The organism is Gordonia sp. NPDC003950, assembly GCF_053605205.1.
This window is the reverse complement of the sequence record NZ_JBSGIT010000014.1, coordinates 101,212-114,556: the sequence shown is the minus strand read 5'-3', so window position 1 is coordinate 114,556 and position 13,345 is coordinate 101,212. Positions and strand designations below refer to the sequence as shown.

14 protein-coding genes are annotated in these 13,345 nt (G+C 67.8%); 8 read left to right on the top strand and 6 right to left on the bottom strand.

Translation table 11 applies throughout. From position 1 onward, the window contains the following. Positions 1-37 precede the first annotated feature (37 nt). A complete protein-coding gene (locus ACWETB_RS14275; protein WP_449743109.1) occupies positions 38-649 on the top strand; it encodes a TetR/AcrR family transcriptional regulator in 612 nt (203 codons plus the stop codon). Between the two features lie 29 nt (positions 650-678). Here ACWETB_RS14275 and ACWETB_RS14270 read toward each other — a convergent pair whose 3' ends face one another. From ACWETB_RS14270 to ACWETB_RS14260, 3 genes are all read right to left on the bottom strand, one after another. Next, the gene (locus ACWETB_RS14270) at positions 679-1,791 is read right to left on the bottom strand and encodes a S1C family serine protease (protein ID WP_452211829.1); all 1,113 of its coding nucleotides are present in this window, start codon (positions 1,789-1,791) and stop codon (positions 679-681) included. A 376-nt stretch (positions 1,792-2,167) separates the two neighbouring features. Further along, positions 2,168-2,977 carry an ABC transporter permease gene (locus ACWETB_RS14265; protein ID WP_449743108.1) on the bottom strand — a complete coding sequence of 270 codons (810 nt, stop codon included), beginning with the start codon at positions 2,975-2,977 and terminating at the stop codon, positions 2,168-2,170. Next, positions 2,977-3,897, bottom strand: coding sequence for an ABC transporter ATP-binding protein (locus tag ACWETB_RS14260; RefSeq protein WP_449743107.1), 921 nt, complete (start codon positions 3,895-3,897; stop codon positions 2,977-2,979). The genes ACWETB_RS14265 and ACWETB_RS14260 overlap by 1 nt, the downstream gene beginning before the upstream one ends. Before the next feature lie 124 nt (positions 3,898-4,021). On the opposite strand from ACWETB_RS14260, the gene ACWETB_RS14255 reads away from it, so the two are divergent. Beyond that, a complete protein-coding gene (locus ACWETB_RS14255; protein ID WP_452211773.1) occupies positions 4,022-5,203 on the top strand; it encodes a sensor histidine kinase in 1,182 nt (393 codons plus the stop codon). A 16-nt stretch (positions 5,204-5,219) separates the two neighbouring features. Further along, positions 5,220-5,870 (top strand): response regulator, encoded by a 651-nt coding sequence (locus tag ACWETB_RS14250; protein WP_452211771.1) that lies wholly within the window; start codon positions 5,220-5,222, stop codon positions 5,868-5,870. 25 nt (positions 5,871-5,895) lie between these two features. Here ACWETB_RS14250 and ACWETB_RS14245 read toward each other — a convergent pair whose 3' ends face one another. Further along, on the bottom strand, positions 5,896-7,152 hold the full coding sequence (locus ACWETB_RS14245) for a multidrug effflux MFS transporter (RefSeq protein ID WP_452211769.1): 1,257 nt from the start codon (positions 7,150-7,152) through the stop codon (positions 5,896-5,898). A gap of 22 nt (positions 7,153-7,174) precedes the next feature. On the opposite strand from ACWETB_RS14245, the gene ACWETB_RS14240 reads away from it, so the two are divergent. From ACWETB_RS14240 to ACWETB_RS14230, 3 genes are all read left to right on the top strand, one after another. Next, complete coding sequence (locus tag ACWETB_RS14240; protein ID WP_348804268.1) at positions 7,175-7,684, top strand: MarR family winged helix-turn-helix transcriptional regulator; 510 nt, start codon at positions 7,175-7,177, stop codon at positions 7,682-7,684. Positions 7,685-7,907: 223 nt separating this feature from the next. Beyond that, positions 7,908-9,167 (top strand): DUF222 domain-containing protein, encoded by a 1,260-nt coding sequence (locus ACWETB_RS14235; protein WP_449743103.1) that lies wholly within the window; start codon positions 7,908-7,910, stop codon positions 9,165-9,167. 253 nt (positions 9,168-9,420) lie between these two features. Next, positions 9,421-9,837, top strand: coding sequence for a hypothetical protein (locus ACWETB_RS14230; RefSeq protein WP_348807195.1), 417 nt, complete (start codon positions 9,421-9,423; stop codon positions 9,835-9,837). Between the two features lie 21 nt (positions 9,838-9,858). Here the strand turns inward: ACWETB_RS14230 and ACWETB_RS14225 are convergent, their stop codons facing one another. Beyond that, on the bottom strand, positions 9,859-10,284 hold the full coding sequence (locus ACWETB_RS14225) for an acyl-CoA thioesterase (RefSeq protein WP_348807256.1): 426 nt from the start codon (positions 10,282-10,284) through the stop codon (positions 9,859-9,861). 160 nt (positions 10,285-10,444) lie between these two features. On the opposite strand from ACWETB_RS14225, the gene ACWETB_RS14220 reads away from it, so the two are divergent. Next, positions 10,445-11,713 carry a cation:proton antiporter gene (locus ACWETB_RS14220; protein ID WP_449743274.1) on the top strand — a complete coding sequence of 423 codons (1,269 nt, stop codon included), beginning with the start codon at positions 10,445-10,447 and terminating at the stop codon, positions 11,711-11,713. A gap of 95 nt (positions 11,714-11,808) precedes the next feature. On the opposite strand, the gene ACWETB_RS14215 is transcribed toward ACWETB_RS14220, so the two are convergent. Then, positions 11,809-12,138, bottom strand: coding sequence for a transglycosylase family protein (locus ACWETB_RS14215; RefSeq protein ID WP_452211766.1), 330 nt, complete (start codon positions 12,136-12,138; stop codon positions 11,809-11,811). Between the two features lie 395 nt (positions 12,139-12,533). Here ACWETB_RS14215 and ACWETB_RS14210 point away from each other — a divergent pair, with 395 nt between their 5' ends. Next, positions 12,534-13,319: an enoyl-CoA hydratase gene (locus ACWETB_RS14210; protein WP_452211764.1), complete on the top strand. Its 786-nt coding sequence runs from the start codon at positions 12,534-12,536 to the stop codon at positions 13,317-13,319. Positions 13,320-13,345 lie beyond the last annotated feature (26 nt).

Below are 13,345 nucleotides of genomic sequence, written 5' to 3'. Positions count from 1 at the left end.
GTTTCGCCGGGCGCCGATCCCGTCGTACGGTGATGCGATGGCGAATGCGACCCGATGGGCGGGGGTGCCCCTGAGTGATCGGCGTGCCGATCGGCGCGCCCGGCTCATCGATGCCGCGTTTGCCGAAGTCGGCGGCGAGACCCCCGATGTCCTGTCGGTGCGGTCGGTCTGCCGCGCCTGCGGGTTCAACACGCGATACTTCTACGAGAGTTTCACCGGCGTCGACGAATTGCTCGGAGCAGTCTATGACGAGGTCGCACGGGACTTGGCCGGGGAGGTGTCGGCGGCGGTGACGGCCGCCGGCCGTTCGGCTCGGGCGCGTACGGCCGCCGGAATCCGTGCGGTTCTCGGATTCTGCTCGCAGGACGTGCGCCGTGGCCGCATTCTGTTCACCCACGGTCGGGCCAATCCGGTGCTGGCGGAGCGCCGAGCGGCCACCGAGGAACTGCTGATGACCTCGGTGCTCGCGGAAACGCTGAGCAGACAGCAGATCTCGGGTGGTCGGGGTCGGGATGTCGTGGGCGGCAGAGTGGCTGCGGCGATGTACACCGGTGCGATGACCGCGCTCGCCGAACAGTGGATCGGCGGTCACCTCGGTGACGACCTCGACGAGGTGGCCGCCGCCGCAGTGACATTCATCCTGCGGTGACGGCTGCTCGTCGTCGGGTCTCGAGGCGCTCAGGGTGTGCCGTTGCCGGGCACCGTGGTCTGCTCGGTGTCGACGGCGCTGCCGAGCGTCACCGACACGGTGCGTTCGCCCCCGCTGCCGGACACGGTCACCGGGACGGACTCACCGGGCGTGTGGGTGAGGACTTGGGCCATCAGATCGGCATACGAGTCGACCTTTTGGTCGCCGACCTTGGTGATGACGTCGCCGGCACCGATACCCGCCGCTGCCGCGGCGCCGTCGCGGGTCACGCCGGTCACCTGCGCGCCACTGACCCCGCCGGCGGCGGCATTGCGCGTATCGCTGATCGAACCGGTCACGCCCAGAACGGGTTTGGTGGCCTTCCCGTCCTGGAGTAGTTCGTTGGCGACGCGTCGTGCGGTGTCGATGGGAATGGCGAAACCGAGGCCGAATGCCTGGACGCCACCCTGCGCGGACTGGCCGGTGTCGACGGCCGAGTTGACGCCGATCACCTGTCCGGACAGGTTGACCAGCGGCCCACCGGAATTGCCGGGATTGATGGGCGTGTCGGTCTGCAGGCCGTTGTACACCGTCACCTGCGAACCCTGCTCGTCGCCGGCGGTCACCGTCCGCGACAGCGCGCTGATGATGCCGGAGGTCACCGTGTTCGAGAGGCTCTCGGGGCTGCCCACGGCGACGACTTGCTCGCCGACCTGGAGATTCGCCGAGCTGCCCAGTGGTGCCGCGGTGAGACCGGATACGTTCTGCAGCTTGATGACCGCGAGATCGTAGGACGGTGAGGTGCCGATAACCGTTGCCGCATGGGTGTTTTGATCGGCAGTGGTGACCTGGATCCGGGCACCGCTACCCACACCGTTCACGACGTGATTGTTGGTCAGGACGTAGCCGTCTGGGGACAACACGATCCCGCTGCCGATCGCGGTGCCCTGGGCCGTCGCCACCTCGATGTCCGCGGTGAACTTCGAGGCCTGAGCCGCCGCGTAAGTCACCGAGCCCGGTTGTGACGGTAGCGCCGGAGCGGTGGCCGCCGTCCCCAGTTGTGGTGTAGCGGTGGTGGTGTGATCGATCAACGTGGCGCCCCCGAGCGCCACCGCCCCGCCGAAGAGGCCGGCGATGAGGGCGGTGGCGATGATCGGCTTCAGCGTCGATCTCCGTCGCGCGACGGGTGCAGGTGCGGCGTGGTGCGGCAGCACTCCGGTGACCGGAGGCATCGGCGGCGGCGCGTATCCTCCCGGCACCTGGTGGGTGCCGGGAGGATACGGGTCGGTCCACTGCGTGTCCGGACGGCGCCACTCCGGCGGGACGTCGGCGGTCGGGCCGGGGTGGGCGCCCTGTGTCATCGGGATGGTCGGCTGGGGTCCGATCGGTCCGGTGGTGTCCGGTCCGGTGGTGCCCGGTCCGGTGGTCTCGGAATGGGGATCGCTGGTCACCAGACCACGTTGCCGACGCTCGCTGAGAGGAGGCCAAGCGAAACATCAAGAATTCTCTGACACTTCGCCGTCATCTGCGGGTGCAGATCTATTTGATCTCACTGCGCAGGATGCGTGCGACACCGATCGCGAGGGGGACGGCGATCCAGATGAGCGCGGTGACCGCGATCCTGGCCCACTCGCCGCCGCTCGGCCAGAACTCGGTCTGGAACGGTTCCTGGGTGGCGGCCATGTCGATCCACTGGCCGAGGTGGTCGGCAAACCACGGGACGACCTGGCTGATGAGGGTGAACAGGGTGGGCAGGGCGAAGTACGCGACGATCGCACCGGGAGTACTGAGCAACAGGGCGGCGAACCCGAAACCGAGGAGCAGGCCGAACAATTGTGTGACAAAGGAATTGACGAGTCCGGCGGCAGTGAACGACCACGCGCCCGCCGGGTCGGGCAGGGCGATCGCGGCGATCACGTTGCCGAGGGCTCCCATGGCCAGCGCCACCGCGACGGCCCCGACGGCCGCGAGGAGCGCCGTCGTCAGCTTCGCCGCGACGATGCGCTCACGGCGGGGTTCCATGGTGAAGGTGGTCAGTGCGGTGCGCTGGCTCCATTCACCGGTGACCAGCAGGATCGCCATCACCGGCAGAATGATGCTGATCGGGATGTTCATCATGCCGAAAAACTGGCCGAAGGTGAGGTTCGCGGGGTTGTCGCGGTTGGCGATCAGCATGGCGACCATGACGATCACCGAGCCGAGTCCGATGGAGGCGGCGAGCCAGAATCCGGCACGGGTGTCGACGAGCTTGCGGAGTTCGACCCGAATCAGACGGCTCATCGGAATGGCGGTGGCCCGTTCGGGGGCGACGGCCATGGTGGCGGTGGGGGATGCGGCGAGTGCGGTCATCAGAAGGCTCCTGCGGTGAGTCGTTGTTCGCGTTGGGTATCGGCGGTCAGGGACAAGAACATCTCCTCGAGTTGTGCTCCGTCGCCGCGCCGCAACTCGGTGAGCGCGATGGAGTGTTCGGCGGCGATGCGTCCGACGTCGACGGGTTCGGCGTCCACGGACAGGCCACCGGTCGCGGTCTGCGTGACGGTGAGGCCGGCGCGATCGAGCGCGTCAGCCAGTGTTCGGTCGTCGGTGGAGGCGACGACGGTGCCGGTGCCGGCGAGCAACTCCGACTTGGTGCCCTGGGCGACGATATGGCCGTTGCCGATGACGACGAGGTCGTCGGCGATGATCTCGATCTCGTGGAGCAGGTGGGACGACAACAGGACGGTGCCACCGCGATCGGCGTAGTTGCGCAGCAGTGACCGCATCCAGTGGATGCCTGCGGGGTCGAGACCGTTGGCGGGTTCGTCGAGGATCAGGATGCGTGGGTCACCCATCAACGCGTTGGCCAGACCGAGACGCTGACGCATGCCCAGGGAGTAGTTCCGGACGCGTCGTCCCGCCTCGTCCGGGGTGAGGCCGACGAGTTCGAGCATGTCGTCGACCCGGCTGCGGGGTGCGCCGATGGTCATGGCCGCGAGGCGGAGGATCTCGTCGCCGGTACGCCCGGCATGCTGGGCGGACGCGTCGAGCAGGACGCCGACCTCGGCAGCCGGATTCGGGATGTCGCGGTAGGCGACCCCGTCGATGAGTGCGGTGCCCGACGTCGCGGGAGTGAGCCCGGTCATCACGCGCATGGTGGTCGATTTCCCTGCGCCGTTGGGGCCCAGGAAGCCGGTGACCTGCCCCGATCGGCAGGTGAAGGTGACGTTGTCGACGGCGGTGTACTCGCCGTATCGCTTGGTGAGTTCGGTGACGGTGATCATGTGACCCATCGTCGGCGTGACGAATGGTCGTGTGCATCGGGCATGAGGCCGGGATCGGTCTACGACCAAAGTCGGATGCACGGTGGCCGCCGGTGGGACGCGGATCAGGGTTGCCCCCCACTACGGTGAGGGGGTGCGCCCCGAGGACTATCAACCACCACTGACGTGGTGGAGTCACATCTGGCGTCTGCTGCTCATGCTGGCGATCTCGGGCCTGGTGGTGAGCTCACGGGCCGACACCGGATTGGGCGGTACCACGTGGTGGTTGGCGGTGGACCTCGGACTCGGCGTGGCGAGTTACGTGGCCACCTGGTGGCGGCGCTCGCACCCGGTTCTGGTGTGCACGTTCACCACCCTGTGTGGTGCGGTGTCACTGAGTTCGACCGGTGCCGGTGCGCTCGCCCTGGTGTCGCTGTCGACGCGGCGGCGCTGGCGGGAGATCATCCCGCAGGCCGTGCTGGGTCTGGTCTGCGGGCTGATGTCCGAGGAGATCTTCCGGACGTCGAGCGATGGCGGTGCGAGAGAACCCCTTCTGGTGCTGCTGGTGTTCCTCACCGCCATCACCGCGGTCATGGTGGCCTGGGGTATGTACATCGGATCGCGTCGAGAACTGCTGGCCACCTGGCGATCTCGGGCGATGCTCGCCGAACAGGAGCAGCAGGCCAAGGTCGCCCAGGCGCGCTCGGTGGAGCGGGCGCGTATCGCACGGGAGATGCATGATGTTCTGGCGCATCGGATTTCGACCGTCAGCATGTTCGCCGGGGCGTTGGCCTACCGTACCGATCTGAGCTCGGACGAGGTGGCCGACACCGCGAGGACCATCGAGGAGAATTCCCGGCTCGCGCTGACCGAACTGCGTGAGGTGCTCGGCGTGCTGCGTGAGGGTCCGGGTGACGCCGATCCGGAGCAGCCGCAGGTGGGTCCGGCCGAGATCGATGATCTCGTCGCAGCGGCCGACGACACCGGTATTCGGGTGACCTACACGCGCACAGCGGATCTCGACGAGATGCCGGCGAGCACCGTGCGAACCCTGTATCGCTGTGTGCAGGAGGGGTTGACCAACGCGCGTAAGCACGCTCCGTCGTCGGCGGTGACCGTGCGGATCGAGGCGGGTGCGCAGTCGGGGGTGGATCTGCTCGTGGTCAATCCGTTGCCGATCGGCGGTGTCCCCGCGGCCCTGCCGCGTTCGGGTCTCGGGCTGATCGGTGTCGCCGAACGAGTGGAACTCAGCGGCGGTCGGCACTCGACGACGCGCACCGACGACGGGATGTTCATTCTGCATGTGTGGCTGCCCGGCACGGGTGCGCCCGAGTGAGGGAGTGGTGACCGCCATGGCACGTCTGATGATCGTCGACGACGATCCACTGGTCCGATCGGGGCTGAAGTTGTTGCTCGGTGGCGATCCGGCGTTGTCGATCGTGGCCGAGGCACCCGATGGTCGTGCGGCACTGGAGGTCTTCGCCGCCGATCCGGTGGATCTGGTGCTGATGGATCTGCGGATGCCGGTGATGGACGGGATCGCGGCCACCGCGGCGCTCAAGGAACTCGAGGCACCGCCCGCGGTCATCGTGCTGACCACCTTCGACGCCGACGACTATGTGATGCGTGCGTTGGCCGTCGGCGCCGACGGATTCCTGCTGAAGGACACCCCGCCGGAGAAGATCGTCGCGGCGATCGCCGATGTGCTCGCCGGTCAGCCCGCACTCAGTCCGTCGGTCACGGCGGCGTTGATCAAGCAGGTGGTGGATTCCCCCGACCGCGCGGGCACGGTCCGGGCCCGGGCGAACCTCGACTCGCTGACCGAACGGGAACGGACCGTGGCGATCTGGTTGGCCAAGGGGGCATCGAATGCGGAGATCGCGGCGGCGCTCTACATGAGCGTGGCGACGGTCAAGGCACACATCACCCACATCTTCGCGAAACTCGGTGTCGCGAACCGGGTTCAGGTGGCGATCCTCGTCCACGATGCCGGGTGGGAGTAGCGGGGTCGGCCCGGATCTGTCCGTGTCAGACGGGTTCGGGGACCGGTGTCGGCCTCCCGCGTCCGGCGGCGAGGAAGGAAGCGATCGCGATCACGGCGGCGATCAGCATGACCACGGCCAGTGGGGCGGCGGTGTCCGGGCCCTGGATGCTGACCAGTGGGGACACCAGTGCGCCGAGACCGAATTGCAGCGCGCCCAGCACCGCCGAGGCGCTGCCGGCGTGCGAGCCGACCGCCGACATCGCGAGGGCGGTCGCGTTGCCGAAGATCATGCCGAGGCTCCCGACCATGACGAACAGCGGCGCAGCCAGCCACATCGCCGGTGCAGCGGTGACGACGAGAACTCCGAAGGTGATGACCGCCAGGGACATCACCGATAGTCCGATGCCGACCAGGTGGCGGACCTGGCGGGTGGCGACCAGTCGTGCGGCCAGTGCACTGATGGCCATCAGGGCGAGCGCGTTGGCGCCGAATGCCAGCCCGTAGCCGCCGCTGCTGAGTCCGATCATGTCCTGATAGACGAACGGCGACGCGGAGATGTAGGCCATCATGACCGCGAACGAGAACGCGAATGTGCCGGCGTAGCCGAGGAATCCCGGCCGGAGCAGCTCACGCGGTGAGGCCGCGGCGGCGGCCGTGGCGGTGGTGGCCGCGGCATCGCGCCGACGTCGGTCCGGGGGCAGTGTCTCGCGGACGACGCCGATGATCGACACCAGCATGAGGACCGAAATGCCCAGTACCACAACGAGAATCCCGCGCCAGCCGATCGGGTTCACCAGGAATCCGCCCAGCAGTGGTGCGAGGACAGGGGCCACGCCACCGACGATCATCATCAGGCTGAACGCCCGTGCCGCGGCCCGGCCGGCTGTCAGGTCGGAGATGATCGCCCGGCCGATCACCATTCCGGCCGCACCGCCGAATCCCTGCGCGAAGCGTGCGGCCACCAGGACGCCCACCGACGGCGCGATCACCGCGACGATGCCGGCGGCCACGCACAGTGCTGCGCCGAACAGCAGGGGACCGCGACGACCGAACCGATCCGACAGCGGGCCGAACGCCAACTGCCCGGTCGTCACGCCGACCAGAAAGGCGGTCAGCGTCAGCTGGATGGCGGTCGCCGAGGCCGACAATTCGCCGGTCATCTCGGGGAATGCGGGCAGGTACAGGTCGGTGGCGAAGGGTGCGACCGCCGACAGCAGCGCGAGTACCAGCAGCAGCGGACCGGTGATCGCTCGCTCGGTGCGCGGTTCGCTGGTCACGGACGCGGTGGTCGACGAGGTCATATAGTTATGAGATCATATCCAAATGAGTGATGTCGAATCGTACGGCCCTGCTGCGGGGTCGATGGGCGACGCCGGGTTGAGCGTGAACCTTCTCGTCGATATCGCCGAGGTGGTTCTGCGGGTGGCACGAGAGATCGAACCCCATGGGCCGGCCGGAGTCAGTGGGGTCGTTCCGCTCAATGGCAGCGAAGTCCTGGTGATGCGCTGGATTCATCACAATCCCGGGACGTGTCCCGCCGAGGGGGCCACGGCGACGGGCCTCAAGCGCAGCAACTTCTCGGCCGTGCTGCGTTCACTGGAGGCCAAGGACATGGTGCGACGCAGTCCCGATCCCGACGACGCGCGGTCGGTGCGGTTGTATGCGACACGACGAGCCGAGACCTCGATCGCGCGACTCCACGACTTCTGGCGGCGGCGACTGACCGGTGCTCTCGACCAGGCTTCCGCGGATTCATCCCTCTCTGAAGCTGAATTACTCACCGCGCGAATGGTTCTCGAGCGACTCTCGGCGGGCCTGCGCACCGCGCGCTGAGTTGTTGATCGGGTCGGGGCTTCGTCGGAGGGGCGTACATGCGCGCCCGTGTGAATTCTGTTCACCACAGGGGCTTGCGTTCACCACAGTTCACCGCAGGGGAAACTGTTCACTGAAGGTACGAAATGCATTGCAACCGTTACATATTCATCTTGTGATCCACCCCATGGCGAACTGGTGATCGGCTATAATAGATGGCAGCGGCACTCACACAGGGGGACGAATGAGCGACCACGATCTCGCCGAGATTCTCGACGTCATCATCGACAACCTCACCGAACCGAGCATCGACCAGAAGTCGCTGACCGACCGGCACGCCACCGAGGTGATGACCCAACTGCGCCTCATCCGCAACCTCGTCGACCACCTGTGCGTGGTGTTCACCGGACACCTCGAACAACTCCACGTCGCCACCCGCCAAGGACGGAAACTCCGAGAACTGTTGATCTGCATGGGATATCCACCCGCCGTCGCACAGCGCTACCTCAGACTAGCCGCCGCCACCGACATCCCCCGCGTCACCGCAAGCACCGCACTCGGCTCCCTCAGCTCCGAACACGCCGACGCCATCATCCGCGGACTGACCCACATCGCCCACCGCTCCCCCGAAGACGTCACCTCCGACATGCGGCACGACCACACCATCACCCTGCTCTCCCACGCCGGAGCCGGAATGGCCCCCTCCGACATCCAGAAGTACGCCCGACAACTCGGCAACCACCTCGCCGCCGACGCCGACGGCGGCCTCCCCGCCGCCGAGGACCGCAGCGTCAACGAACTGTCCCTGCACCATGATGCGGACGGACGACTCGCCGTGAAAGCCGACCTGGATGTCACCGTCGGAGAGAAACTGTGCACCGCGATCGACGTGCTGTCCGCCCCCGTACCCCAACCCGACGGCAGCAACGATCCCCGCTCCACCGAACGCCGCCAAGCCGACGCCCTCGAAACCCTCCTCGACGCGGCCGTCCGCGGCCTGGCCGATGACACCATCCCCACCACCGCCCGCCTCGAGGTCCTCATGATCCGCTCCGCCGACGACCCGGCCGCAGCGTCACTGCCGCACTCCGGGCCCGTCACCGAATCCACCGCCGACATGCTCAGCTGTGACAGTGCCGTCACCGACATCACCACCAACGGTGACGGCGTCCCACTGAACGTCGGCCGCCGCAAACGGTTCTTCACCAACGCCCAACGCAAGGCCTACATCGTCCGCGACGACGGCTGCATCAAATGCGGCGCACCCGCCTCCCGCTGCCACGCCCACCACATCCAGGCGTGGAGCGAGGGCGGCGCCACCGACCTCGACAACGGATGCCTGCTCTGCCCGTCGTGTCACGACGACATCCACCACGGCGGATGGGCCGTCATCATGGGCGCCGACCGACACCCATGGCTCATCCCACCAGCCACCGTCGACCCCAAGCAACGTCCTCAGCCCGCCTACAACCGCCGCACCATGCGACTCGACGACGCCGCCTGACCCACCCCCGCAACAGACCAGCGCGCGACGTCTGACCCGGTACCAAACGGGCCACCACAAGTCTTCGTTCTTTGACAAGTCCACAGAGAAACTGCGCGGGTTCGCATCCGACGATGAGCAGCACACCACTGCGGCACTCGGATCCGAACCCGGCCGGCCCCGCCATGTGGTGGCGAAGTCGCTCGTCCGTCGGCACACTGGATCGCAGTAGATGCCTGTCACCGATGCCGGGCCGCGACAAGGGAGGCCCTCGATGGCTGGTCAGAACGGACCCTTCGGATTCGATCCCGAGGATTTCGACCGCTTCGCGCGGGAAGCCGGGGAAGGGCTGCGGCAGGTCTTCGGACGTGCGATGTCCGAACCCGGTGCGGCGAGTGTGTTCTCGACGTTCATGGAGGGATCGTCGGCGCGACGGTCCGCACCCCAGCCGAAGACCGCCGGCGAGGCCGGCGCCGGCGTGTGGGCCGTGTTCGTCGTCGACGAGCCGGGCGGTGCCCGAGTCGAGCAGGTGTTCTCCAGTGAGATCGACGCGCTGCGCGCCAATCAGCACAACACCGACCCCAAGCGCCGGGTCCGCTTCCTCCCGTACGGGATCGCCGTCAGTGCGCTGGAAGGATCCGCGCTGGATTCAAGCGACGGAGATGCCGACAACGGCGCCGATCGCGGCTGATATGCAGCGGCACTGGTGAACTCACTGCGCTGAGCGCAGCGCCTCGCGGCGCGCCTTCGCCTCGGCGAATCGTCGCTGGGCCACCGGTGTCTGCGGATTCAGCTGCGGTACCTCGATGGGGCGACCGTCGTCGCCCATCGCGACCATCGTGAAGTAGCAGCTGTTGGTATGACGGCGCTCCCCGGTCTGGATCGACTCGGTCTCCACCCGGATGCCGACCTCCATGGACGTGCGGCCGGTGAAATTGACCGACGCCGACAGGATCAGCAGTTCCCCGACGCGGATCGGTTCGCGGAAGATGACCCGATCCACCGACAGCGTGACGGCGTAGTGCCGCGAGTACCGACTGGCACAGGCGTAGGCGACCTGGTCGAGGAGTTTCAGCAGTGCTCCGCCGTGCACGTTCCCGGCGAAATTCGCCAGGTCCGGCGTCATCAGCAGCGACATCGACAACGTGCACCGGTCGGCTCCGGGCTGGACGGACGGGTCGACGTCAGGGCCCGCCGTCGTCGGCGTGCTGGGGGAGGACATGGGCAATCTTAGGCACAGACACCGGGGCCCTGCAGGACCATCGACTGCACCCGGACTCGCCGCCTGCGGCAGGATGATGCGGGTGCTCACACTCGCCGAGGCCGCGGTCAGTCCCGACCGCACCAGCGCCGTCACCTTATTCTGGATCGCCCTGGCCGCGGTGATCGCACCACTGGTCGCACGCGCAACCCGCCGGTACGTGCCGGAGGTGGTCGTCCTGCTGGTGCTGGGGATGGTGGTGGGTCCGCACCTTCTCGATTTCGCGGACCCGGCATCGGTGTCGGCGGTCAGTCAGTTGGGTCTGGGCATGCTGTTCCTGCTCGCGGGATACGAACTCGATCCGCAGTTGTTGCGCGGCAAGCCGGGTGCGGTGGCGGGCGGTACCTGGCTGATCAGTCTGCTCATCGCGACCGCGGTGGTGGCCGTGCTGACCGGTATCGGCGACTTCTCCGCCCATGTCGCGATCGCCATCGCGATGACGTCGACGGCACTCGGCACCCTGCTGCCGATCATCAAGTCCGACGGACTGCTCGATCAGCCGTTGGGGCGTGCGGTGATGTCGCACGGTGCTGTCGGCGAACTGGGCCCGATCATCGCCATGTCGTTGCTGTTGACCAGCCGCAGTGTGGGCTCGGCGGCGTTCGTGCTGGTGTTGTTCGCTGCGGCCGCGGTGGTCATCGCCGCCGTTCCGCGTCGTGCGGCCCACGTCCCGGCCCTGCGTGCGGCCGTCGAGGAGATGAACGGCGGCACCTTCCAGCTACCGGTTCGGGTGGTGGTGGCGCTGCTCGCGGCCCTGATGGCCGTGGCCGCGGTCTTCGACCTCGACGTGGTGCTCGGTGCCTTCGCGGCGGGAATCGTGTTGCGCCGCTTGCTGCCTCAAGGGACGACGGTCGTCGAACGGTTGGAGACCATCGGTTTCGGCATGCTGATCCCGGCCTTCTTCGTGACCTCGGGCATGAACATCGATCCCAGTGCGGTGATCTCGCAACCGCTGGTGTGGGTGCTGCTGGTGCTGGGAATCGGTGTGGCGCGCGGGCTTCCGGTATGGATCGCCGAACGCACGATCACCCACGAGGCGAGTCTGCGGGTGGGACGGGAACGCGTGCAGCTGGCGCTGTACGCGGCGACGGGATTGCCGATCATCGTCGCCGTCACGCAGGTTGCTGTTGCGGCGGAACTGATGTCGCAGACCCTGGCCTCCACCCTGGTGGCGGCCGGGGCCACGACCGTGCTGGTGTTCCCGATGGTGGCGCGGCTGATCACGCGCGCCGACGCGGCGGACCCGGCCGGGCCCGACGTCGTCGCCGACCGCGCTGACGACGGCCGGCCGGGCGTCGGCGGCTGACGCCCGAGACCGCGCGGCGGCGTCAGACATGGGCGAGGGGGCGACCCACGATGTGGATCGCCCCCTCGCCGTCATGCGTGTGGCGCGGCGCTACCTCAGAGGTACTGGCCGCAGACCGGCCAGGCGCCGGGACCCTGGGTGGCCAGGGTGTTCTCCGCGACGCGGATCTGCTCCTCGCGCGAGGCGTTGGCCGGGTTGCCGTAGCCGCCGTTGGCCTGCCACGTCGACTGCGTGAACTGCAGGCCGCCGTAGTAGCCGTTGCCGGTGCTGATGCCCCAGTCTCCGCCGCTCTCGCACTGTGCGACGGCATCCCAGTTGTGGCCGGTGTCGGCCGACGCGGTCGCGGTGGCGACTCCGAAAGGTGCCACGGCCAGGGCGCCGATGACTCCGGCGCGGACGGCGAGCTTCTTCATGGTGGTCGTCATCTTTCCTCCTCTCATCCACCCGGTGTGGGGTGGGTGATTCTCGGACCGGTGGCGACCATACGGGCTCGGTAACGGCAAGGTCACGTCGGACATCGCGACCTGCGGCTTGTTGATCACGGTGAGATAACGCTGTGAACCCACCGGGAAACCCCTGCGCATCGCGGCGTGTCGGTCGGCGGCATTCCGGCGAGCGATCCGCCCCTGACGTGACCAAGGTCACGGCCGATATGTGGTGCCCGTCACCGCGGCTGGTGGCCCCCTGTGGCTCCTCGATGCGGCTCCGGCGCTGCCGCGATCGCGAGCGTGAACCGGGCCCGGTGAGGCAGTCTGATTGGCGGCCACCACCGGACACCGCATCGGAATCCGGGGACCACCGCACCTCGAGGAGCATCGGCATGACGCAGACGGACACAGCATCGATCGAGACCATCGTGGACGGCCCACTGGGCATTCTCACGCTGGCCAACCCGCGTCGCCGCAACCCCCTGTCGACGGGCACGATGCGTGCGATCACCGCGGCCCTGCGGGCGTTCGCCGAGAATCCCGCAGTCCGCGTCGTCATCATCCGCGGCGACGGCCCCGCATTCTCCGCCGGACACGACCTCGGCGAACTCGTCGAGCGCACCCTCGACGACGAGCGCGCCGTCTTCGACACCTGCGTGGAGATGATGACCGCCGTCCACGAACTCGACAAACCGGTGATCGCCGAGATCGCCGGTGCGGCCTTCGCGGCGGGATGTCAGCTGGTTGCGACGTGTGATCTCGCCATCGCCTCGTCGGCGGCGACCTTCTCGACCCCCGGCGTGCGCATCGGGCTGTTCTGCTCGACGCCGATGGTGGCGCTGACCCGCGCCGTCGGCCGGAAAAGGGCGATGAAGATGCTGATGACCGGTGACCCCATCGACGCGCAGACCGCCGCCGACTGGGGTCTGGTCAACGATGTGGTCGCCCCCGAGAAGCTCGCCGAGACCGTGCGAGAGCTCGCCCTGCGGATCGCCTCGTCGAGTGCGTCCACCCTCGCCATCGGCAAGCGTGCGTTCTACCGGCAGATCGATGAGAGTGAGTCGCGCGCTTACGAACTCATGGCGGAGACGATGGCGACCAATGCGGTCACCTGCGACGCGCAGGAGGGGATGTCGGCGTTCCTGGGCAAGCGCACGCCGGTGTGGACCGACAGCTGAGGGCCGCCGGGGTGCGGCTCGGCCCA

What these genes read in the sequence shown, in the direction of transcription:
- ACWETB_RS14275 (WP_449743109.1), top strand. Translation starts at nt 38, where the DNA reads ATGGCGAATGCGACCCGATGGGCGGGGGTGCCCCTGAGTGATCGGCGT.
- ACWETB_RS14265 (WP_449743108.1), bottom strand. Translation starts at nt 2,977, where the DNA reads ATGACCGCACTCGCCGCATCCCCCACCGCCACCATGGCCGTCGCCCCC.
- ACWETB_RS14260 (WP_449743107.1), bottom strand. Translation starts at nt 3,897, where the DNA reads ATGGGTCACATGATCACCGTCACCGAACTCACCAAGCGATACGGCGAG.
- ACWETB_RS14250 (WP_452211771.1), top strand. Translation starts at nt 5,220, where the DNA reads ATGGCACGTCTGATGATCGTCGACGACGATCCACTGGTCCGATCGGGG.
- ACWETB_RS14245 (WP_452211769.1), bottom strand. Translation starts at nt 7,152, where the DNA reads ATGACCTCGTCGACCACCGCGTCCGTGACCAGCGAACCGCGCACCGAG.
- ACWETB_RS14240 (WP_348804268.1), top strand. Translation starts at nt 7,175, where the DNA reads ATGAGTGATGTCGAATCGTACGGCCCTGCTGCGGGGTCGATGGGCGAC.
- ACWETB_RS14235 (WP_449743103.1), top strand. Translation starts at nt 7,908, where the DNA reads ATGAGCGACCACGATCTCGCCGAGATTCTCGACGTCATCATCGACAAC.
- ACWETB_RS14230 (WP_348807195.1), top strand. Translation starts at nt 9,421, where the DNA reads ATGGCTGGTCAGAACGGACCCTTCGGATTCGATCCCGAGGATTTCGAC.
- ACWETB_RS14225 (WP_348807256.1), bottom strand. Translation starts at nt 10,284, where the DNA reads ATGTCGCTGCTGATGACGCCGGACCTGGCGAATTTCGCCGGGAACGTG.
- ACWETB_RS14220 (WP_449743274.1), top strand. Translation starts at nt 10,445, where the DNA reads ATGCGGGTGCTCACACTCGCCGAGGCCGCGGTCAGTCCCGACCGCACC.
- ACWETB_RS14215 (WP_452211766.1), bottom strand. Translation starts at nt 12,138, where the DNA reads ATGACGACCACCATGAAGAAGCTCGCCGTCCGCGCCGGAGTCATCGGC.
- ACWETB_RS14210 (WP_452211764.1), top strand. Translation starts at nt 12,534, where the DNA reads ATGACGCAGACGGACACAGCATCGATCGAGACCATCGTGGACGGCCCA.